At 63.8% G+C, this 22,608-nt stretch carries 16 protein-coding genes and 1 pseudogene; 8 read left to right on the top strand and 9 right to left on the bottom strand.

Annotated elements, in window-relative coordinates:
* Nucleotides 1-579: 579 nt before the first annotated feature.
* The gene (locus tag EDE08_RS27725) at nt 580-1,266 is read right to left on the bottom strand and encodes a TetR/AcrR family transcriptional regulator (protein WP_131872044.1); all 687 of its coding nucleotides are present in this window, start codon (nt 1,264-1,266) and stop codon (nt 580-582) included.
* Between the two features lie 47 nt (nt 1,267-1,313).
* Between EDE08_RS27725 and EDE08_RS27730 the strand changes: the two genes are divergently transcribed.
* Nucleotides 1,314-2,486, top strand: coding sequence for an FAD-dependent oxidoreductase (locus EDE08_RS27730; RefSeq protein WP_131872043.1), 1,173 nt, complete (start codon nt 1,314-1,316; stop codon nt 2,484-2,486).
* A 92-nt stretch (nt 2,487-2,578) separates the two neighbouring features.
* Here EDE08_RS27730 and EDE08_RS27735 read toward each other — a convergent pair.
* A pseudogene (locus EDE08_RS27735) lies at nt 2,579-2,914 on the bottom strand (DsbA family oxidoreductase); the annotation flags it as partial.
* 449 nt (nt 2,915-3,363) lie between these two features.
* Complete coding sequence (locus EDE08_RS27740) at nt 3,364-3,855, bottom strand: hypothetical protein (protein WP_131872042.1); 492 nt, start codon at nt 3,853-3,855, stop codon at nt 3,364-3,366.
* A 256-nt stretch (nt 3,856-4,111) separates the two neighbouring features.
* On the opposite strand from EDE08_RS27740, the gene EDE08_RS27745 reads away from it, so the two are divergent.
* Nucleotides 4,112-7,159, top strand: a complete 3,048-nt coding sequence (locus tag EDE08_RS27745) for an ATP-binding protein (RefSeq protein ID WP_131872088.1) — start codon at nt 4,112-4,114, stop codon at nt 7,157-7,159.
* Nucleotides 7,160-7,344: 185 nt separating this feature from the next.
* Here the strand turns inward: EDE08_RS27745 and EDE08_RS27750 are convergent, their stop codons facing one another.
* The 4 genes from EDE08_RS27750 to EDE08_RS27765 form a co-directional block, all read right to left on the bottom strand.
* Nucleotides 7,345-8,457, bottom strand: a complete 1,113-nt coding sequence (locus EDE08_RS27750) for an ABC transporter permease (RefSeq protein ID WP_131872041.1) — start codon at nt 8,455-8,457, stop codon at nt 7,345-7,347.
* A gap of 2 nt (nt 8,458-8,459) precedes the next feature.
* Nucleotides 8,460-11,234 carry a ribosome-associated ATPase/putative transporter RbbA gene (gene rbbA / locus EDE08_RS27755; RefSeq protein WP_165936228.1) on the bottom strand — a complete coding sequence of 925 codons (2,775 nt, stop codon included), beginning with the start codon at nt 11,232-11,234 and terminating at the stop codon, nt 8,460-8,462.
* The gene (locus EDE08_RS27760) at nt 11,231-12,298 is read right to left on the bottom strand and encodes an HlyD family secretion protein (RefSeq protein ID WP_131872039.1); all 1,068 of its coding nucleotides are present in this window, start codon (nt 12,296-12,298) and stop codon (nt 11,231-11,233) included. Before EDE08_RS27760 ends, rbbA begins: the two co-directional genes overlap by 4 nt.
* A 251-nt stretch (nt 12,299-12,549) precedes the next feature.
* Nucleotides 12,550-13,755, bottom strand: a complete 1,206-nt coding sequence (locus tag EDE08_RS27765) for an ABC transporter substrate-binding protein (protein WP_131872038.1) — start codon at nt 13,753-13,755, stop codon at nt 12,550-12,552.
* Between the two features lie 154 nt (nt 13,756-13,909).
* On the opposite strand from EDE08_RS27765, the gene EDE08_RS27770 reads away from it, so the two are divergent.
* Together EDE08_RS27770 and EDE08_RS27775 are read left to right on the top strand one after the other, a co-directional pair.
* Nucleotides 13,910-14,689 (top strand): FadR/GntR family transcriptional regulator, encoded by a 780-nt coding sequence (locus EDE08_RS27770; RefSeq protein WP_131872037.1) that lies wholly within the window; start codon nt 13,910-13,912, stop codon nt 14,687-14,689.
* 53 nt (nt 14,690-14,742) lie between these two features.
* Complete coding sequence (locus tag EDE08_RS27775) at nt 14,743-16,356, top strand: acyl-CoA synthetase (protein WP_131872036.1); 1,614 nt, start codon at nt 14,743-14,745, stop codon at nt 16,354-16,356.
* Nucleotides 16,357-16,366: 10 nt separating this feature from the next.
* Here EDE08_RS27775 and EDE08_RS27780 read toward each other — a convergent pair whose 3' ends face one another.
* Nucleotides 16,367-17,569, bottom strand: coding sequence for an MFS transporter (locus EDE08_RS27780; protein WP_131872035.1), 1,203 nt, complete (start codon nt 17,567-17,569; stop codon nt 16,367-16,369).
* A gap of 172 nt (nt 17,570-17,741) precedes the next feature.
* On the opposite strand from EDE08_RS27780, the gene EDE08_RS27785 reads away from it, so the two are divergent.
* The 4 genes from EDE08_RS27785 (at nt 17,742) to EDE08_RS27800 (ending at nt 22,190) form a co-directional block, all read left to right on the top strand.
* Nucleotides 17,742-18,545 (top strand): MBL fold metallo-hydrolase, encoded by an 804-nt coding sequence (locus EDE08_RS27785; RefSeq protein WP_131872034.1) that lies wholly within the window; start codon nt 17,742-17,744, stop codon nt 18,543-18,545.
* 162 nt (nt 18,546-18,707) lie between these two features.
* Nucleotides 18,708-19,724 (top strand): alpha/beta fold hydrolase, encoded by a 1,017-nt coding sequence (locus EDE08_RS27790; protein ID WP_131872033.1) that lies wholly within the window; start codon nt 18,708-18,710, stop codon nt 19,722-19,724.
* A gap of 14 nt (nt 19,725-19,738) precedes the next feature.
* Entirely contained in the window at nt 19,739-20,686 is a 948-nt protein-coding gene (locus tag EDE08_RS27795; protein WP_131872032.1) for a fatty acid desaturase, read from the top strand.
* 271 nt (nt 20,687-20,957) lie between these two features.
* Nucleotides 20,958-22,190 (top strand): EAL domain-containing response regulator, encoded by a 1,233-nt coding sequence (locus EDE08_RS27800; protein ID WP_165936229.1) that lies wholly within the window; start codon nt 20,958-20,960, stop codon nt 22,188-22,190.
* 54 nt (nt 22,191-22,244) lie between these two features.
* On the opposite strand, the gene EDE08_RS27805 is transcribed toward EDE08_RS27800, so the two are convergent.
* The gene (locus EDE08_RS27805) at nt 22,245-22,493 is read right to left on the bottom strand and encodes a hypothetical protein (RefSeq protein ID WP_028138614.1); all 249 of its coding nucleotides are present in this window, start codon (nt 22,491-22,493) and stop codon (nt 22,245-22,247) included.
* Between the last annotated feature and the right edge of the window lie 115 nt (nt 22,494-22,608).

Genomic DNA, 22,608 nt, shown 5'->3' on the forward strand with positions numbered 1-22,608 from the left:
GCCCGCGAGATCGAACGCGTCGTTTGATGCCGTTCTTGAAGACATCGCGTCCCTCACCCTGCTGTTGTTGTGCCTTGGGTGCTTCGCGCGGGGCTTACCCGTCAATGCGCGCTTTTCAGCGCGTGCCGCGCAGAAGAAGACACATGGAGACCTCCACCAAGAACCGTTTGTACGGCATCCGCCAGTTCATCGCCGACGCCGGATTTGATGACGTATCCCAACGCTCCTTCCGCAGGGGCTTTTCTGATGACGGCCGGCTCGTCCAGAGCCGAAATGAAAAAAATACGAGCCTCCGGATGCGCGTCCCGGATGCTGCAGGCCGCAGGGCAACAGCAGCAGGCCCCTTGGGTCGGCAGCGAATACGTCGCTCGTCCCGAGCATTAAAAAACAAGCACGCCAGCGCAGTGCCCACGCGTCTCATTACTCGCAGCTCTCTCGCGACACTGCCAGACCAGACAGCAAGTCCCCGCGCCGGCTCCGTTTGGAGCCCGCGCGAAACGTCTCCGGGATCAGAGCGCGTATCACGCTAGGCTCTACTACCCAAGGTTAGCAAGCGGATTAAGGGACACGTGTGCTGGCCTATTCAACTCTGGATTGGCCACTCTTGATGCCAGCGAGGATAAGGTTGACACCTGCGAGAAACTGAGCCCGATCGTCGTGTTCACGGAACTTATGCGAGATCTCATGCATGAATGGGTACTCAGCCGGATCGTTTTGTGTCCACCGTGCTACCACATCGGCCAAAAAGGACTCGCGATCCGTATCTTGTGGCAGAAGCCTGGCATTTGCAGCGTTTTGACCCGCCACACCGAGTATGTAGCTCACTAAGGTCGACACGGCATCGAACCGCTGACTCGGTGGAACGTTAAGTGCTCGCAGCTGCTGGCCGATGGTTTCGAAGAGGAGCAGCATTGCGAGCTGCCATGGCGCACGAGCGAGATGTGCACCGACCCAAGGACGAGCATCAACAGTCTCGAAGACGCCGAGCGCAAGCGTGCGTATAGCGTCAACCGGATCAGTATCCCTCGCTGCCTGAGCCATAACGGGTGCAATCACCATATCGGTGGCCGCCGTCAGGAGTTCGTTCTTGTCTGCAACGTGCCAGTAAATCGCCCCGCTGCCGGTGGCCAGTCGGGCCGCGAGGGCGCGAAACGTCAGAGCGTTCTCGCCTTCAACGTCGAGGATTGCGATCGCTGCTTCAACGATTTGGGTTTTTGAGAGGGAAGTGGTGCGCCGTTCGCGCCGTTGGGCCGGGATGGTCTTCATGAAATGCACCTTGACATAAATGGAATGATGTTCCAATCCATTATGGAATGACGTTCCATACAAGTCTTGCGGAAGATAAGCTATTGAAATCAGTAACAATCGTAGGCGCAGGTCTCGGCGGACTTGTTCTTGCCCGCGTCCTCCATATCCATGGGCTGCCCGTGACAGTTTACGAAGCAGAAGCTTCAGCCTCGGCACGCTCGCAAGGTGGTCAGCTCGATATTCATGCTCACAGCGGTCAGCATGCGCTGGCAGTCGCCAAACTGACGGAAGCCTTTCACGCGATCATCCACCATGGTGCTGAGGCGACCCGTGTGTTGGACCCAAACGGTAAGGTTCTGCTCGATATACCTGACACTGGCGATAACCGGCGCCCCGAGGTTTTGCGCGGCGATCTGCGCCAGCTTCTTCTCGATGCGCTACCTCCAGGCACAGTTCAGTGGGGAAGCAAGCTTGTCAGTGTCGACGCACTGGGGGACGGACGGCATAACCTTACATTTGCGAATGGCTCTGAGGTCAGCACTGATCTGTTCGTGGGCGCGGATGGCGCTTGGTCTCGGGTGCGCAGGCTGTTGTCGGATGCCCAACCGGCTTACTCAGGCATAACCTTTGTGGAGACCTATCTGCATGATGTCGATGCCCGCCACCCTGCGGCAGCGGAAGCGGTTGGCGTTGGATCGATGATCGCATTGACCTCAGGCAAAGGCATTACGGCACATCGCGAAGCCGGGAACGTTATTCACGCTTACGTTCAGCTCAAGTGTCCCGTTGATTGGGCCGCCAGCATCGATTTTACAGAAAGTGCGGCGGCGAAGATGCAGGTTGCGGCCTTGTTTGGTGGTTGGTCGCCCGCGCTGACCGCGCTGATCGCTGGCAGCGACACCCCGCTGGTCCCTCGCCTTATCTACAACCTGCCAGATGAACATCGCTGGGCTCGCATTCCCGGAGTGACGCTTGTTGGCGATGCAGCGCATCTAATGGCGCCTAATGGCGAGGGAGCAAACCTCGCGATGCTCGACGGGGCCGAACTCGCGCAGGCCATCATTGCACATCCCGGCGATACGGAAGCCGCGCTTGCCGCTTACGAGCAGGCTCTATTCCCGCGTAATGCAACTGAAGCCGCCGGAACGCATAAGCTGCTTGATCTCTGCTTGGGTGAACGTGCTCCCTACGGATTGATCGAGTTCTTTCAGCAGGCCGGAAACAAAGACGTTACCTGACCCTACGAGACCGTTGCTCGTTAGAGTATCGCCCATCTCTCGGCGTCATCACCACCCGTGCCTTGGGGCGTTGGATCGCGACCTTTATCTTGCTATTGATGCTGGTTCACCCGAGCGCGCGCGGCTTCTTGGATGTGCAGAGCGATCTCGTCTTCGCTGCGGCCACCGTTGATTGCGGTACGTCCGCCAAAGATGAAATGGGGCACCGAGCGGACGCCTGCCTCCGCAGACCGGACAGCCTCTTGTTCGACCCGCTTATGCCGGACGGGATCGAGGGCGATCGCGTGTGCTTCCGCACGCTCGAACCCATAGTCTGCGGCGATACCGGCAAGCACATCGGCATCACCGATGTTCTTTGCGCCCAGGAAGTAGGCTTCGGTGATCGCCATCGCGAGCCGATGCTGCGTGCCACGTTCCCTGGCGGCAAGATTGCGCCGGTTCATCGAGACTAACTCTTCAAAGCAAGATCAGTGCATGTGGGATACTTCCAACCTCTCTGCTGATCGACGCGGTTATCTTGATGATGACTGGGGCTTTGAGACCATTGCGCGGTCCATAGCTTCAGAGGCGAAAATTCCGAGAACTTGGTTGGAGCCCTACCGTACAGCGAACCCGAGAGATCAGGCGGAGCGTTCGGCTCGACAGGTACGCTTCCGGGTCTGGGTAAGTCCTCGGACCTTTGACTTGTTCTGCAACTCTATCGATGGCCTGAGAGGTCGGTACTGGCGGGAGCCTGATCCTCCCCCGATAAAGTGGACGGGTTAAGCGGCTTTTAGCTCCATCTCGACCGGGGGGATATATCCCCCCGGACAAATGAACGTACTGCAGGTTCACGAATGCACTGGACCCGCAATTCAACAGAGTAGAATCCTTCCAATCAGGATCGGTACGGGCAGACCATCGTCAGGTTCAGCAGCGTCGGCGTGTTCGAGCCCTTCTTGTATTCCCACTCCAACCGGATCTCATGCCGGTGGGCATAGGCGTCGTTCGGCCCGTGGACGATGATGTTGGTCTTCATCGGGATCGGCGGCTCGGAGTTGAAGCATTTCCGGACGCAGGCATCGAGCAGATCGCATCGCGTCAGCGGGATCACGCCCGGCTCGTCCCTGGACAGCGGGACCGTGTTCGGCTGGGTGCTGAGGTCGAGACGAGCCCGGCCCTTCTCCTTGTGCCAGTACTTGGCGCTTCCCTGCGGCCACTTCGAGGCCGGGTTCAGGATCAGGTGGTACTGACCGTATTCCAGGGTCGGCAGGTCGATGTCCTCCGATGCCTTGAGCTTGGCGACGCTCTTTTTCATGTTCGCCAAGGGATAGTAATTACTGTTCATCAAGTCTCGAAATGCCTTGCCGCTATATACCAGTCCGGCCATCGTCTCTTTCCCCGATACGTTCGTTTGTCAAAACCTGTAGCTGGCCGCCCGAAGCAGGCAGCGCAGCAGATCACACATATTGTTGTGTGCAGGCACGCTACCATCCGACGTTGCGCTTCGTCCAGAGAGCCGCCATCCGGTAACATCGCGTATCCCGCAAGCCTAATTGCCATGCATTCCTCCATGGGTAATGTACGTCAAACGCCTCGCGGGCGTTGGAGCGGGACTGCCGCGGCAGTTCGTTGAAGGCGCTGGAATGCATTGCTTCGCGTGTCAGTCGACGATCGGTCCGGGCGACAGCTGGTGCGCCAAATGCGGAGCGGCGGTGCGCGAGCGCGTTGACCCCGACAGCGAGCGACGCTTTGTGACCATTCTGCGCGCCGACGTCGTTGATTCCACGGGACTCGTTGCCGAACTGGAGCCTGAGGAGGCGGTTTCGCGCCTCGAGCCGGCTCTCGCGGCGATGCGAGGCGCAGTACGCCAGTTCGGCGGCATCGTCAGCAAGGAGTTGGGTGACGGGCTTGCTGCGGTCTTCGGCGCCCCGATCGCCGATGACAACCATGCGCCATTGGCCTGCCACGCGGCGATCGAGCTGGTCCGGCGTGTCGCCAGCCTGGGCGATCCCCGACTTCAGGTCCGGGTCGGCCTGCACTCCGGCCATGTGGTGGCCTATATGGTCGCCAGTGAATTTTCCAAGGTCTACGAGATCGGCGGTGCCGCCCAGCATCTGGCGGCGCGGCTGGAGTCGGCGGCCGAGGCGAACCAGATCTACGTGTCGGAAGCCTGCCGGGAGCTTGCGGAAGGGCATGTCCGCTTTGAATTCCTGGGCCGCAAGGCGCTCCGTGGCTTCGGCGATCCGCTGCCCGTGTACCGCGTCATGGGCGCAAGCGATCTTTCGAGCTGGCGGGTCCGACGCGCGCGCAGTGTTTCCCGATTCGTCGATCGCGCGGCCGAGCGGGCGCTGCTGTGGCGCGCCACAGAGAGAGTCGCCGCCGGCCGGCAAACGGTATTGCTGACGGGGGATGCCGGCATTGGAAAGTCGCGCCTTGCACATGAGTTCGCACAGGACCTTCGGGCCGGTGGCTGGCGGCTGGTCGATGCCGAGTGCAGCCCGAATCTCCAGGGCGCGCCGTACAGCGCCCTCAAGCGCCTGGTGCTGTCGATACTTGATGCGGCCGTGCGCGATCTGGACAATCTCAGAGACGCATTGCCTGTGGTGCAGCAGCGAGCCATCGATGCGATTCTGGACCTGCCGATCTCCGATCCGCAATGGGACGAATTGGAGCCTCACGCCCGCGGCCGCGCCATTGCAGACGCAAGCTGCTCTCTCGTCGAGAGCGTCGCCCGGCGCCAGCGTACGGTCCTGCTGATCGAGGATCTGCACTGGATCGACCGGGCCAGCGACGCGGTCGTGGCCACTCTCTCCACCCTGCAATGCCCCGATTTGCTCGTGCTGCTGACGACGCGGCCCAATGGAATGCCGGTGTGGATCGCGCGGTGTCACGCGGAAATCGTGGCCATGCGGCCTCTTGACGATGATTCGGGCCTTGCCATGCTCGCGGAGATACTTGGCCCCGCCACGACGAACTCAGAGTTGAAGAACCGGATTATCTCTCATACATCCAGCGTTCCTCTGTTCATCGAGGAGGTCTGCCGCAGTCTGAAGGACAGCGGCATGCTGCTTGGACAGTGGGGCGACCTTTCTCTCGCACGTCCCATTGATGAACTCGGCATCCCCAGCAGCATTCAAGGAGTGATCGCGGCGCGGCTTGATCGGGTGTCGCGACAGGAGCGGTCGCTTCTCCAGATCGCGGCGGCGCTCGGCCCCCGGGCAAATCAGGCCCTGCTGCGAAAAGTAGCGCGCTTGCCGGAAGACGTCCTGCAAGATTGCCTCACCGCGCTCGACCGGGCTGAACTACTCGTCAGGATCGATAGCGAGTTGGAGGATTCACTCGAATTCCGGCACGAGATGGTCAGACAGGTGACCTACGATTCGATGGTCGAAAAGGTGCGCGAAGGCATCCATGCCAGCATCCTCGCGGCTATCGAGGGCGAGGAAGCATGGACCGACGGGCCGGATACGCTCTGTTATCACGCGACGAGGGCGAAGGATTGGCAGAAGGCGTTTCAACATGGCAGGAGCGCTGCTCGTAGATGCCTGGCTCGCTCAGCCTATGCCGAGGCGGTCGATTATTTCGAGATCGCGATGGAAGCGCTCGACAAGACCCCTGTGACACACGCGAGAGAGGCGGGCGCTATCGACCTCCGGATGGAGGCTCGTTTGGCCTTTGCCGGATCTGGGCGTGTGGCCGAAGCCTTGGACCTGGGAAGCGAGGCCGAACGGCGAGCCGATGCGATCAACGACACCGGACGCAAGATCGCGGCCATGACGATGAGAGCGGGTGCTCAGAACTTCTATGGAACGCCGCTCGAAGCGGTCGCGATCGGCGAAGCCGTCGTGCACCTGGCGGAAAGCTCGGGCAATTCCGGCTGGCGCAATCTCGCGCAATACGGGCTTGGGCAGGCGTATTTTCTTGCCGGTCGGTACCACGCCGCCGAGAAGATGCTGGCGACCGCCCGGGCCCATCTCGCGGGCTCCGCGCCGAGTGCCCCGATCGGCACGACCCCGCGCTCTCTGCTCTTGCTCTGCTGCATGATGAAGAGCTTCACCCACACGGTCATGGGTGAGCTCGACGCCGCCGAGCAGCTCCAGCAACAGGCCGCCGAGATCGCGGAGGAGACCGGCCGTCCCTACGACCGCGTCGCCGCCGCCTATAGCGGCGGCTGGCTGAAGCTTGGGCAGAACGATCCCGCGGCGGCCGCCGTAATCCTCGAAGAAGGTTTCGTCCTCGCGCAGAAGCACGGCATCCGGCTGTTCGTGCCGGTGCTGGCCTGCCACCTCGGCATCGCCTATCTCGAGCAGGGCCTGTTCGACCGGGCGCGCGGCATGCTGACGGAGGCGCGCGAGGAAGCGAAGGCGGTCGGCTACACCTCGGCGGTGCTGCGCAGCTCGATCTACCTGGCGCTCGCCACCCACCGCCTCGGCGACGTCAGGGCCGCGCAGAACATGCTGCGCGAGGCCCGCAACACCGCCCGCCAGCAGGGGTTTTCAGGCCTCGAGGCCGAGGCCCTGTTCGGCGAGGCTGTCGTGACGCCGCCATCGGATGCGGCGAACAAGGCCGCCATCGTCGTCGCCCTGCGCGCCGCCATCGCTATCACCTCCGAAAGCGGCGCGCTGCCGCTGAAGCAGAAAGCCGAGGCGATGCTGACCGGGATGGTCGCCCGGGACGATCGGCTCAGCTGAGCCTGCTCCCGGTCGGTCTGGCGACAGCGCCGGCGCCCCCACGAACCTGCCCGACGCGTCAAATAAATCCCGTAGCTAAAACAAGGGGATCGCTACTGTGCATGGGGTTGTTTTCGCCCTTTTTGGTTGGGGCAGATCGAAGCCGTGCCCGGACACCGGCTCCGAGCCGCGTGGCGGAGGGCCAATCAGGCGAGGAACGCGCGAAACCGCCGCAGCGCGATCACGAAGAAGACGCCGCCGATCACGGCGAGCGCGGCAAGCTGCGGCCACACCGCCTCCAGGCCTGCGCCGCGAAACAGGATCGCCTGCGCCAGCATCACGAAATGCGTGTTGGGCGCCGCCAGCATGATGTCCTGGACGAATTGCGGCATGCTCTCCCGCGGCGTCATGCTGCCCGACAGGGTCTGCAGCGGCAGCAGGATCATGATCAGCAGCAGTCCGAACTGCGGCATCGATCCGGCGACGGTGGCGAGGAAGATGCCCATGCTGGTGGTGGCGAACAGCTGCAGCGCCGCGCCGACCAGGAACAGCGCCAGCGAGCCGTCGATCGTGACCGCCAGCCAGCCCTTGACGACGAAGGCGATCGACAGCGCGGAGGCGATCAGCACCACGGCTCCCATCGACCAGACCTTGCTCACCATGATCTCCAGGGGCGTGACCGGCATCACCAGGAGGTGCTCGATCGTGCCGTGCTCGCGCTCGCGGATCAGCGCGGCGCCGGTCAGGATGATCGAGAGCATGGTGATCGAGGTGATGATGTGATCGATGGCGCCGAACCACGACTTCTTCAGCTCCGGGTTGAACCTTGCCCGCAGCGTCAGCTCGATCGGCGCGGCCTGCGCATTGCGCGCACGCGCCAGGAACTCCGCGACCTCCGCGCTGACGATCTGCTCGATATAGCCGCCGCCGTTGAACGCCTGCGAAATGCGCGTCGCATCGATGTTGAGCTGGATCGTGGGCGATTTGCGCGCCAGCAGATCGCGCTGGAAATCCGGCGGGATGTCGAGCGCGAAAGTGTCGAGGCCGGCGTCCATCCTGCGGTCCATCTCGTATTGCGAGATCAGGCGCGGCGTCGAGAAATAGGGCGCGGTGAACGCCATCCCGATCCGGGTCGAGACCGGCGAATGGTCTTCGTCGACGATGGCGATCGCGGCGTGGTTCAGGGTTTCCGGCAGCGCCTTTGCGCCGGCATAAACCGCCAGCGTGAACGAATAGACGATCAGCACCAGCAGCATGGGGTCGCGCACCAAGCCGCGCAATTCCTTGATGCCGAGCTGAAACACATTGTCGAAGCGCATGGTCAGCGGGCCTGTTTCTTCAGCAGCATCGTGCCGGCGATCACCAGGACGGGGACCATGACGGCGAGCGCCAGGAGATCGTTGTGGAGGGTGTCGAACCCCAGGGCCTTGGAGAACGTGCCGCGCGAGATCGTGACGAAATAGGTGGTGGGATAGAGCCGCCCGATCAGGGCGCCCAGTCCCTGCAGCGACGAAACCGGATCGATCAGCCCGGAATACTGGATGGCCGGGATCAGCGTGATCAGGACGGTGCCGAACAGGGCCGCGATCTGGCTGTTCATGAAGGCCGAGATCACCATCCCCATGCCGGTCGTGGCCGTGACGTAGAGCAGCGCGGCCAGCGCGTAGGTCGGAAAGCTCCCGGTGAAAGGTACGCGGAAGACGGCGAGGGCAAAGCCGACGAGGAGGAGGAAGTTTCCGAATGCCAGCACGACATAGGGTAGTTGCGTGCCGAGCAGGAACTCCAGCCGCGTCACCGGCGTGACGTAGAAATTGACGATCGATCCGAGCTCCTTCTCGCGCACCACCGCCAGCGCCGCGAGCACCGCCGGAATCATGATCAGCAGCAACGGGATGATGCCCGGCGCCATGGCGACGACGCTGATGACGTCCGGATTGTAGCGGTAGCGCACCTGGAGCTGGTAGGTGCCGGCGATCGCCGCATCGCCATAGAGCTCGCGGCCCTTCTGCGCGAGCCAGGTCGCGTGGATCGCCTGGGCGTAGGAGCGCAGCGTCTCGGCCCGTGTCGGATTGGCGCCGTCGACCCAGGCGCCGATCTCGACATGGCGGCCGCGGCTGACGTCGCGGCCGAAACCCGGCGGCAGCTCGATGGCGAGGCCGATCTCGCCGGCGCGCATGCGGCGGTCGAGATCGGCGTAATCGGTGATCGGTGGCTTCTCGGTGAAATAGCGCGAGCCCGCGATCTGAAGGCTGTAGTCGCGGCTGATCGCGGTGTCATCGCGGTCGAGCACGGCGAAGGTCAGGTTCTCGACGTCCATGCTGATGCCGTAGCCGAGCACGAACAGCAGCAGCACGCTGCCGAGGATCGCGAGAGTGGCGCGGATCGGATCGCGCCGCAGCTCGAGCGTCTCGCGCCGGGAATAGGCCAGCATGCGCGTCGGATTGAACGCGGCGCTGTGCCGACGGACCGCTGGGGGGGCCGCAGGTGCGGGCGGCGGCGAGGCGACCGCCGGCTGGCGGGCCGGCTCCGTCGTGTCCGCGATCGCCTCTTCCAGCCAGGCGATGAAGGCCTGCTCCAGCGTGGCGGTGCCGCGCGCGGCCACGATGGCGGCCGGCGTGTCCGACGTCAGCACCTTGCCGGCGTGCATCAGCGAGATCCGATCGCAGCGCTCGGCCTCGTTCATGAAATGGGTGGAGACGAAGATGGTGACGTTGTCCTTGCGGGAGAGCTCGGCGAGGATCTGCCAGAATCGGTCGCGGGCGACCGGATCCACGCCGGAGGTCGGCTCGTCGAGGATGAGGATGTCGGGCGCATGGATCATGGCGACCGCCAGCGACAGCCGCTGCCGCAGCCCGAGCGGCAGGGCATCGGGCAGGGCGTCGACGACGTCGGCAAGATCGAACCGGGCGATCATCTCGTCGATGCGCGCAGCGATGGTGTCCGCCGGCAGCTCGAACAGGCGCGCATGCAGATCGAGATTCTGCGTGACCGTGAGCTCGGAATAGAGTGAGAAGCCCTGCGACATGTAGCCGATGCGCCGCCGCACCGACATGTCGCCGGCATCGATGGTGTTGCCGAACAGCCGCGCGGTTCCTTCGCTCACGGGCAGGAGGCCGGTGAGCATCTTCATGGTGGTGGTCTTGCCGCAGCCGTTCGAGCCGAGAAAGCCGAAGATCTCGCCCTTCCTGATGCGGAAGCTGACGTCGTCGACGGCAACGAAACCATCGAACCGCCGGGTCAGGTGGTCGGCTTCGATCGCGATCTCCTCGTGGTCCTCGTCGCGCGGCGGGATGACGACATTGGTATGGTTGCCGCGCTCGGCCTCGGGCAGAAGACGGATGAAGGCGTCATCCAGCGTATCGGCGCCGGTCTGCCGCTTGAGTTCGGCGGGCGTTCCGGTCGCCAGCACGCGGCCGGCGTTCATCGCGATCAGGAAATCGAACTGCGCGGCCTCCTCCATGTAGGCGGTCGAGACGATCACGCTCATGCCGGGCCGGCTATCGCGGATCGAGTCGATCAATTCCCAGAACTGGCGGCGCGACAGCGGATCGACGCCGGTGGTCGGCTCGTCCAGGATCAGGAGCTCGGGATCGTGGATCAGCGCGCAGCACAGGCCGACCTTCTGCTTCATGCCGCCGGAGAGTTTTGCCGCCGGCCGGTCGGCAAAGGGCGTGAGCCCGGTGTCGCGCAGCAGGCCCGCGATCCGCCTGTTCCGCTCCGCCTTGTCGTGTCCGAACAGGCGACCGAAGAAGTCGATGTTCTCGAACACCGACAGTGTCGGGTACAGATTCTTGCCGAGGCCCTGCGGCATGTAGGCGATGTCGGGGCACACGTTGCGGCGGTGGCGCGCGCTCGCCATATCGCCGCCGAGCACGTCGATACGCCCCTGCTGGATCGCGCGCGCGCCCGCGATCAGGGCGAGCAGGCTCGATTTGCCGACGCCGTCGGGGCCGATCATCCCGACCATGCAGCCGGACGGCAGGTCGAGCGTGATGGACTCGAGCGCCCGGGTCTTGCCGTAGCTCAGGCCCACGCCTTCCAGATGCACCACGCTGCCGACGGCAGCCGGTGCTTCGGCTGCGGCAGTCGTGCTCATCTCGTCAACTTGATCTTGAGGTTGTCGGGCCATTGCGCCGCCGGATCGAGCTGCACATAGGCCATGCCGGGAAGGCCCGTCTTCACATGCTCGATGTGCTGACGCAGCAGGTCGGGCGCGATATGCGCCTTGATGCGGAACATCAGCTTTTGGCGCTCCTCCTCGGTCTCGACGGTCTTGGGCGTGAATTGTGCGACGTCGGCGACGAAGGTGGCCTTGGCGGGGATCACATATTGTGGGATGGCGTCAAGCACGAGGCGGACCTCGGCGCCGATCGCGACGCGGCCGGCCTCGGCCGTCGGCAGGAAGAACGTCATGTAGACGTCGCCGAGATCGACCATGTTGAGGACGCGGCCCCCGGCAGCGAGCACCTCGCCGGGCTGTGACACGCGATACTGCACGCGGCCGTCGCGCGGCGCCTTCAGCACGCTGTCGTTGAGGTCGGCATTGATGCTTTCGATCGCGGCCTTTGCCGCGTCGACGGCGGCGCCGGCGTCGATCACCATGGCGCGGGAGGAGCTGATTGCGGCTTCCGATGCCGCGACCTGGGCATGGGACGCGGCCAGCGCCGCTTTCGCCGTGGCGTTGGCGGCGCGGTCGTCGTCCAGGACCTGCTGGGACACCGCACTCGTCTTGATTAATTGTTCGGACCGGTCCAGCTTGCGGCTCGTGGTGTCGAGCTGGGCGATGCGCTGGTCGACCACGGCCTCCGCAGCCCTGCGTTCGGCCTCGCGCTGGTTCACCAGGCTCTTCGCGGTCTCGACATTGATCATTGCGCGCTGGAGCTGCGCTTCGGCCTGGCGGCGCTGGGCCTGCAGCTGCTCGGTGTCCATGCGTGCCAGAACCTCGCCCGCGCTGACGAAATCGCCTTCGTTGACTAGGATCTCGCGGATTCGTCCCGGCGTCTTGGTGGCGATGTCGATCTCGACCGCTTCGATGCGGCCATTGCCGCGGGCGAAACCTGGTGGCAGCGCGTCGGCATCACGGTGCTGCCAATAGTAATAACCGCCGCCCGCGAGCAGGATGGCGAGCGCGGCGACGACGCGACCCGGTGTAAAGTTCATCTGTGCACAACGCCGTGCGGTGGCGCCCACTGTTGAGATACGAACGCCCGGCCGCTGATCGCGCGGCAAGGACGAACTCAACATTGCAGCTAATTTTGCACCGCAGCTTGATGCAGATCAGACGGCGGCGCGCGGCGTGCTGCCTCTATTTTGGGCCGCACGTCGTCATCCGCCGCGCGTCCGCCCTGATCGGCCGAGTGGACGCGCGAGAGCTGGTGGAGGAATTGCGCATCGGCTCGACCCGGGCCGCCTCACTTCACCAGCGGGCAGCCGCCGTCCTTCAGCGGCCGGAAGGCCTGGTCCGCGGGAACTTCGGCGAGCAGCTTGTAGTAATCCCAGGACCCCTTCGATTCCTCGGGCTTCTTCACCTGGAACAGGTACATGCTGTGCACCATGCGGCCGTCCTCGCGCAAGGTGCCGTTGTCGGTGAAGGCGTCGCGCACTGGCAGCTCGCGCATCTTGGCCATCACGGTCTTGGTGTCCCTGGTGCCGGCAGCCTGCACGGCCTTGAGATAATGCAGCGTCGCGCTGTAGGTCGCGGCCTGGTTCATGGTCGGCATGCGCTTGACCCGCTCCAGGAAGCGCTTGCCGAAGGCGCGGGTCTTGTCGTTCAGGTCCCAATAATAGGCCTCGGTGACGATCAGGCCTTGCGCCAGCTTGAGCCCGAGGCTGTGCACGTCGGAGATGAACATCACGATCGCAGCCAGGTTCTGGCCCCCGGCGACGATCCCGAACTCGCCGGCCTGCTTGATCGCGTTGATGGTGTCGCCGCCGCCGTTCGCGAGGCCGATGATCTTGGCCTTGGAAGCCTGGGCCTGAAGCAGGAACGAGGAGAAGTCCGCCGTGTTGAGGGGATGCTTGACGCTGCCCAGCACCTTGCCGCCGGAGGCCTTCACGACGTCACCGGTGTCGCGCTCGACCGAATGGCCGAACACGTAGTCCGCGGTCAGGAAGAACCAGGTATCGCCGCCGTTCTTGACGATGGCGCTGCCCACGGTGTGCGCGTTGGCATAGGTGTCGTAGGTCCAGTGCGCGGTGTAGGGCGAGCAGGACTTTCCGGTGATGTCGGAGCTCGCCGCATCCGTCACGATCATGATCTTCTCGTACTGCTTCGACAGCTCCATCACCGCGAGCGCCGTCGCCGATGTCGGCAGATCGATGATCATGTCGACGCCTTCGGTCTCCCACCATTTGCGGGCGATGGTGGAGGCGACGTCGGGCTTGTTGAGCACGTCGGCACTGACCATGTCGATGGGTTTGCCGAACATCTTGCCGCCGAAGTCCTCGATCGCCATTTTGGTGGCCTCGACATTCCCCATGCCGCCGATGTCTGAATAGACGGACGAGAAGTCGGAGAGCACGCCGATCTTGAGCGGCGCCTGCTGGGCCGAGGTGGGGGCGATCAAGGCAGCCGACAGCAATCCGGCCGCAGACACGAGTGCCGCGATAGGTCTCATTGGATACGTTTCCTCTTATAAGGGGCTATTCTGTCCCTTTGTCCGACAAAGCTAGAGCCAGCTTCCGGCAGAGTCAATTTCTTGCACCAGAGGCCTAAATGCGGGAGTTTGACGCATTCTCCGGTCAGGCATAAGGTTTGTCGGACAATCGCCAATGGAGTTTGATTTGCCTGTCGCTCCGCTATTTCGTCCGATCGATGTCGCGCCCGCCTATCAGAAGGTTGCTGACGCCATCGAGCGCGAGATCGTCAATGGCCGCATCAAGCCAGGCGATCCCATCGGCACCGAGCACGATCTGGTCCGCCAATTCGGCGTCAATCGCTCGACCATTCGCGAGGGCATCCGCGTCCTGGAGGAAGGCGGGCTGATCAGGCGCGATTCCTCGCGCCGCCTGCACGCCTGCCTGCCGCGCTACAGCAAGCTCGCGAGCCGTCTCAGCCGCGCGCTGGTCCTGCACGAGGTCACCTTCCGTGAACTCTACGAGGCTTCCATGACGCTGGAAGTCGCCAGCATCGAGGGCGCGGTGGAACGGGCGACGGAGGAGAACATCGCCGAGCTCGCCGGCAATCTCGCGCGCAGCGAGGCCGTGGTCGGCGACGCTGCGATGCTTGCCGAATGCGATGCCGAATTCCATGTTCTGGTCGCCAAGGCCTCGCAGAACCGCGTGCTCCAACTCGCGCGGGAGCCGGCAGCGCAATTGTTCTATCCGACCACTGAGATGATCGTGACAGGTGTCGCCGAAGGCGGCCCGCGTCTCGTCGCGGCGCACCGCCATCTCATCGATGCGATCCGCCGCCGCGACCGCGAAGCCGGCGTGCTGTGGACGCGCCGGCACCTGCAGGACTGGCGGCGCGGCTTCGAGAAAATCGCGTCGCTCGATCGCTCGGTCGAGCACATGTACATGGAGCACGCGCAGGCGACCCGCCGCAGATAGCGCCCCTGGAATTCGTGCAGCACAACAAACAAAGACATCACACGGAGGAACACATGACCGGCGACACCGCAGCCACCATCTCGAAAGCGCGCGAGCATTCGATCGGCGATCTCTTGCGCCGCTCGGCGGGCCGCGAGCCGAACAAGCTCGCGGTAAGCTGCGGCGGTGTGAGCTGGACCTTTGTCGAAATGGACGCGATCTGCAACCGGCTCGGCCGCGGCCTGCTCGGGCTTGGCGTCAGGAAGGGCGACCGAGTCGCGGTGCTGTCGCGCAATTCGCACGCCTTCGCCGCGCTGCGCTTCGCGGCGGCGCGGATCGGCGCCGTGCTGGTGCCGATCAACTTCATGCTCAATCCGGACGAGATCAATTTCATTTTGAAGAGCTCCGGCGCGAAACTGCTCGCGACCGGACCGGACTTCCTCGAGCAGGCACGCGCGGCGAGCGCCAGGGGTTGCGCGGTCGAGAAGATGATCTGGCTACCGGGCGAGGATGCGGCCATGGCCCCCGCGGGCCTCACCACCTTCGACGATCTCCTCGACGCCGACGGCTCGTTCCTGGATGCATCGGTCGACAGCCGCGATCTTGCGCAGATCGTCTACACCAGCGGCACGGAATCCCTGCCCAAGGGCGCAATGCTGACCCATGAAGCCGTGATGTGGCAGTATGTCAGCTGCATCATCGACGGCGGCATGAGCGCGGACGACAAGTTCATGCACGCGCTGCCGCTCTATCATTGCGCCCAGCTCGATGTCTTCCTGGGGCCACAGATCTATCTCGGCGCCTCCGGCGTGATCACCGGCAAGCCGACTGCCGACAATATCCTGGCGCTGATCGAGGCACACAAGATCACGTCCTTCTTCGCGCCGCCGACGATCTGGATCGCGATGCTGCGCTCGCCGAACTTCGACACGACCGATCTGTCGACATTGCAGAAGGGTTATTACGGCGCCTCGATCATGCCGGTGGAAGTCCTGCTCGAGCTTCAGCGTCGCCTGCCCAACGTCAAGTTCTGGAATTTCTACGGCCAGACCGAGATCGCACCGCTCGCAACCGTGCTGCGACCCGAGGACCAGCTGCGCAAGGCCGGCTCGGCCGGCAAGCCCGTGCTCAATGTCGAAACGCGCGTGGTCAACACGGCGATGGAGGATGTCAAGGTGGGCGAAGTCGGCGAGATCGTGCACCGCTCGCCGCATCTGCTGTCCGGCTACTACAACGATCCCGTCAAGACCGCGGCCGCGTTCTCCGGCGGCTGGTTTCACTCGGGCGATCTCGCCACGGTCGACGACGAGGGCCACATCACCGTAGTCGATCGCGTCAAGGACATGATCAAGACCGGTGGCGAGAACGTCGCGAGCCGCGAGGTCGAGGAGATGGTCTATCGCATCCCCGCCGTCTCCGAGGTCGCCGTGGTCGGCCTGCCCGATCCGCGCTGGATCGAGGCGGTGACCGCAATCGTCGTGGTCAAGAGCGGGGAGACGCTGGACGAGGACGCCGTCATCAAGCACTGCGCCGGCCAGATGGCGCATTTCAAGGTGCCGAAGCGCGTCATCTTCGTCGACAGTCTGCCTAAGAATCCGAGCGGCAAGCTGCTCAAGCGCGAGCTGCGCCAGCGCTTCGTCGGCGGCGAGACGCTTGACAAGGCGATCCAGAAGAATTTTGGGACGTGATGATCTCGCCTCAATACTTCTTCACCGCCGCCGCGAAGGCCAGCCACAGCACGATCGACGCGAGCCCAAAGCCGCCGAGCAGCAGGAAGGTCGGTCCGTAGCCGATCCATTGCGCGATCCAGCCGCCAAGTGCGGGACTGAGGCTCGCGCCGATGCCCTGCACCGTGATCACGGCGCCCTGGCCGAGATTGATGCGGCCGGTGCCATTGAGCGAGCGCGCGACCATGCCCGGGACGGCGACAGTCTGCAGCCCGGTGCCGATGCCGTCGAGCACCTGCATCGGCACGACGCCCCACCACCCCGTGACGAAGAAGGCGAGCACGCCGCGGACGGGCAAGAACATGAAAGACACCAGGATCACCGGCCAGTAGTTGCGCTTGCTCGCGGCCTTCATCGCGATCAGCGACGTCACGATCATCACGCCTTGCGCGATCACGACGGTGGTCGCGACGAAGCTCGGGCCGTTGGCCTGTCCTTCGGCCACCGCGGCTAGTCCGTAGAGCGGGACGATGGCGGCGTTGCCGAGATGGAAGAGCGCGAGGGCGAGAGCCAGCACGAGCAGCGCCCGGTGCTTGAGCAGCATCGTCATCGCATCCGGCGGAGCCTTGGAGTCGTCCTCCTTGCTGCCGCGCGCGGCGCGGTCGTCGATTGCCTTTGCGGGGATGATCAGGACGCAGGCGATGGCGATGGCACCGAACACGGCCGCCAGCGCGAACACGGCGACATAGCCGAACTTGTAGCCGAGATAGCCCGACAAGCCGGCGCCGACCATGTTGCCCGCATGGTTGTAGGCCTGGTTGCGGCCATTGAGCGCATTGAAGCCCTTCTGCTTGGCGATGCCGAGCGTGATGCCCGTTACCGCCGGCACGATCGCGGCGCTCGCCAGCGATTGCGCGACTTGCGAGAAAGTCACCGCCCAGAAGTTCTGCGAGATCAGGATGATCCCGGACGCGAGAACGACGCAGATGCCGGGAATGACGACCCAGAGCCGCTTGTTGCGGCTGGCGTCGATGAATCCTCCGATCGGCGTCGTGATCAGCATGCCCGCGACGTTGCCGATCGTCATCGCAGTGCCGATCAGCCCGCTGGCCCAGCCGCGCTCCTGAAGGAAGACACCCACGAACGGCCCGATGCCCGACTGCATGTCGGCCATGAAGAAGTTGAGCGCGAACAAAGGCCAGATACGGGGCGAGGTGGGAGACCGCGATGCCATCGAAACTCGAACATGCTCTTCGTGCGTCGTGATTCCCTTGGCCGATCGTTCTGGCGTGGACCTGAACGTAACGGGCGCTCAGAGCGTTGGTTCCAGTCACTGCCGCCGGCTATCGATCTTGCCGGGAGCTTGTCCCCGATGTCATCCTGGATCTTTCCACGGAGCCCGAGTCATGCCTCTCTGGACCTGCGAAACCTGCGGTGCTCAATTTCCCTCACGCGCAGCGCCGCCCGACTCCTGCCCGATTTGCGAGGACGAGCGACAGTTCGTGAACTGGAAAGGGCAGACCTTTCTCGCGCGCGAGGAGCTCGCGCGGAGGCATCGACTGGTGGGCCGCGACGATCTTGGCCTCACCGGGATCGGGATGGAGCCGAGCTTTGCCATCGGGCAGCGCGCACTGCTGGTGCCTCAAGACGATGGCTGCGTGATGTGGGATTGCATTCCGCTTGCGACCGACGAGGCCATCCAGCATGTCGCAGCACTCGGCGGGCTGAAGGCCATCGCGATCTCGCATCCGCACTACTACGGCGCGGTCGCCGACTGGAGCGACACGTTTGGCGGCGTGCCGGTGTACCTGCACGCCGATGACCGCGCCTTCGTCACACGGCCTCATCCGGCGATCGTGCACTGGACCGGCGACCGCCATCGCATTACCGACGACGTGCTGCTGCTGCGCACCGGCGGCCACTTCGCCGGCGCCACCATGCTGCATTATGGGCGTGGTGCGGACGGCAAGGGCGCGTTGCTCACCGGGGACATCGCGCAGGTGACGATGGACCGCCGCTTCGTCAGCTTCATGTATTCCTATCCGAATTACATGCCGCTGGGTGCCGCCGCGGTGCGGCGGATCGCGGCAGCCGTCGAGCCGCTCGCCTTCGACCGGATCTACGGAGCCTGGTGGGGCCGCAACATCGCCAGCGGCGCCAAGGCTGCGTTCGCCGCGTCGGTCGCGCGCTATCTGTCGGCCATCGCCTGAGCCGGACCTGCGTTCGGATTTATCTTGCCGGCCCGCAATAACTGTACTAAAAGTACATTATTATGGTCCTGCCGCAAAACGACGTCTCTGCGGGGTTCGGCATGATCGATGCATCGCGGAAGCCGTGGGGTTTTGCGGCCTCCGTGAGCGGGAGCTGAATGCATGACGGCGCAGCGCGACTACGAGATCTTCGAGGCCGGCGACGTCCTGCTCCGATCGGGGACCGTCCTTCCCGCCATGAAGCTCGCCTACAAGACCTACGGCACGCTGAGCCCGGCCCGGGACAACGTCATCCTCTATCCGACCTCGTTCAGTGCGCAGCACACCGACACGGAATGGCTGATCGGGCCCGACGGCGTGCTCGATCCTACGCGTTATTTCATCATCATCCCGAACCTGTTCGGCAACGGCCTGTCGTCCTCGCCGTCGAATACGCCCGCGCCCTTCCCCGCGGTGACCTATCACGATGCCATCGCGGTCCAGCACCGGCTGCTCACCGAACGCTTCGGCATCTCGAGGCTCGCGCTGGTCTATGGCTGGTCGATGGGCGGTATGCAGGCGTATCACTGGGCGGCGCTGCATCCTGACATGGTCGAGCGTGCCGCGGTCGTCTGCGGCAGCGCCCGCTGCGCGCCCTACAATCACGTCTTCCTGGAAAGCGTGAAGGCTGCGCTCACTGCCGATCCCGCCTTTCGCGATGGCCGTTTCGCCGAAAAGCCCCTTGCCGGCTACCGCGCCATGGGGCGCGTCTATGCCGGTTGGGCGATGTCGCACGGCTTCTATCGCGACGAACTGTGGCGCGAGGCCGGCTTCAATTCGCTGGAAGATTATCTCGTCCGTGCCTGGGACGCGACGTTTGCGCGGCGCGACGCCAACGACCTCCTGGCGCAGATCGGGATCTGGCAGAATGGCGACGTCAGCCGCTGCCCGACATTCGCGGGTGATTTCGACCGGGCGCTGGCGGCGATCAAGGCTCACATGCTGCTGATGCCGGGCGCGACAGATCGCTATTTCGACGTCCGCGACAATGAGGACGAACTCGGCCGGCTCGTCAGCGCGACATCGGCCGTGCTGCATCCGATCCCATCGCTGCATGGCCATCGCGCCGGCAACCCCGTCAACAATCCGCGCGACCAGGCCTTCATCAAGGCCGAGATCGCCGCGCTTCTCAGCAAGTAAGGCAGGCACCGATCATGAGCGACGCAACCGTTTCAGAACCCGGTCATCGCCTGAAGCCGCTGACACCGGCCATGCTGCGCGAATTGTCGGTTCGTTCCAATATCAGGGGTGCGGCGCAGAGCCTTGGCCATTACGGCGTGATCCTGCTGGTGGGCGCGTTGATCTGGAAGGTATCGTCGACATGGGGCGTGCTCTGGGCGCTGCCGCTGATGGTGGTGCAGGGCTATGTCGTTGCCTTCCTGTTCATGGCGGTGCACGAGACCGCGCACAAGACGGCGTTCAGGAGCCGCGGCCTCAATCTCACGGTGGGCCATCTCTCGGCCTTCATCATCGGACTGCCTTACGAATATTACTGCCTGTTTCACTGGGACCATCACCGTTACACGCAGGATCCAGAAAGGGATCCCGAGCTGATCGTCGGGGTAAAGCCGGCATCCGACACGCAGCTTGCGCTGGCCTATAGCGGCCTGCTCCAGGTCGCCGGCCGGCTGTGGCTGATGCTCGGCCATGCGTTCACCGGCACGGTTACCGTGCCCTGGATTCCCGAGAACAAGCGCGCCGTCATCGTGACGGAGGCGCGGATCCATGTGGCCCTCTATGCGCTGCTGCTCGCGCTCTCACTCTGGTTTTCCTCGGCGCTGCTGCTCTGGGTCTGGATCGTGCCGCTCATCATCGGGCAGTTCTTCCTGCGGCCCTACCTTTACGCCGAGCATACCGGGTGTGACCACACCCGCAGCGCCTTCCACAACACCCGTACCACCTACACCGGCGCGGTCGTCAAATGGTTCGCGTGGAACATGCCCTACCATGTCGAGCACCACGCCTATCCCTCGATCCCCTTTCACGCGTTGCCGAAGCTGAACGAGATCGTCGACGGCGAGATCGTGCATCGCGGCCGCGGCTACATCAGGACGACGCGGGAGACCTGGGCCTGGTTTCGCCGACAGCGGCCGGCCGGCTAGTCGCGCGCCCCTCTCCCGCGCGCGTTTGCCAGCTCCCGATAGAAAGCTTCATTGCACGTTCATCACACGCGCTCGTCTTGCGGGTCATTGCGATACTGTCTCGCCGAGTGGCCGCGAGTGGTTCGAAAATTTACATTGAAATCAATGGTTTGGACGAGCCGCAAAACATGGCTAACAGGTGCTTCCCGATAGGGAAAGTTCTAGCCGTGTTGTATTCACGACCAAGCGAGGCCCGCCGCTCTAGCGTGCAAGCAGTCAAGGGAGATTGATGATGAGCGCGACGAGAGGCCGTCTTCTTGTGGTCGACGACGATCTGGTGCAGCGGGTTTTGATCAGCAAGATCGGCTCGAAGCTCGGATACGATTCCGTCGTTGTTCCATCGTACGAGGCTGCAACCGAGCTTCTGGCACGCGAAACCTTCGATATCATGGCGCTGGACCTGTCGCTTGGCGAGCGGGATGGGGTGGAGCTGTTGCGTTTCGTCGCAGAACGAGACCTCCGCGCGATGTCGATCGTGATCATCAGCGGCTGCGATGATCGCATCATGAAGGCGACGCGCCGGGTTGCCGTCGGATTGAAGCTGCCGCTCGCCGGATGCCTGACCAAGCCGCTCGATCTCAACCGCCTGCGCTGCGCGCTCGAACTGCCGCAGCGCTCGCCACTGGTCGCGAAGACTGCCTCGCCGCCGCCCCGGATTACGCCGGACAGAATTGCGCGCGGTCTCGCCAATCGCGAGTTCTTCGTCGAGTTTCAGCCGAAGGTCGCGCTGCGGACCGGCAGGGTTGTCGGCGCCGAAGCCCTCGCACGCTGGCGCACCGCCGAGTTCGGCATGGTCTCGCCCATGGTCTTCATTCCGATCGCCGAACAGGCCGGCCTCATGCGCGAGGTGACCGATTGCATCCTTTCATCGGCGCTGTCGCAGGGCCGAAAGATGATCGAGCGCAATCCCGGCTTCACGATCGCCGTCAACATCTCGGGCTCGCTGATGTCGGACTTGACCCTGCCCGACCGGATCGAGGAGATCCTGCGCCGCGAGAACGTGCCCCCATCGTCGCTGACGGTGGAAATCACCGAAACCACGGCAATGGCCGACGTCGACCGCGCCAACGACATTCTGGTGCGTCTGCGGCTCAAGAACATCGGCACGGCAATCGACGACTTTGGCACCGGTTATTCATCGCTCGCAGTCCTGGCGCGGCTTCCGTTCAGCGAGCTGAAGATCGACCAGTCCTTCATCAAGGGCTGCGAATCCGACGACGACATGATGAAGATCGTCGATGCGTCCGTTGCGCTTGCCAAGGCGTTCAACATGAAGGTCGTGGCCGAGGGTGTCGAGAACTCGGAAGCGCTCGACATCATCCGCCGGGTCGGCTGTGACGTTGCGCAGGGGTTTTATTTTGCACCTTCGCTGCGGCGTTCGCGCGCCGAACGATGGATATCCGAACGCAATTCTCTTGCCGACGAGCAAGCCGCGTCGGCAACGCCGGCGGCTCTTGCGAGTTGAGACGACGAACCCCGGTCGCGGAGCGATCGGGGTTGCGCCAGCCGCTAGATGTGCTCAGTAGATCCCGTAGGCGCAGACATTCACGACGCGCACGCGCAGGCCATGACGGGTGCGGACGAGGCGCTCCTGGTAGCAGTTGCTGACGCCCGTGTTGAGGTAGATACCGCCAAAGCCCCAGCCGGGACCCCAGTGGTGATGACCGTGATGGTGATGGAAGCCGCCCGCCGAGGCCGCGGTGGGCGCGAGGGCGGCAACACCGAGCGAGCCGGCAGCGATCAGACCGAGAGCAAGCTTACGAAACATCTTCATTCTCCATTTGGCGCAGGGGCCATTGTTGTGTCCCTGCATCTCGGTCGGGATGAGATGCGATCGCGTTCACACGGGATGCGGAGAATCGTGTTTCAGGATTGTTTCGTGG

The organism is Bradyrhizobium sp. R2.2-H (genome assembly GCF_004346455.1).
GTDB lineage: Bacteria > Pseudomonadota > Alphaproteobacteria > Rhizobiales > Xanthobacteraceae > Bradyrhizobium > Bradyrhizobium diversitatis.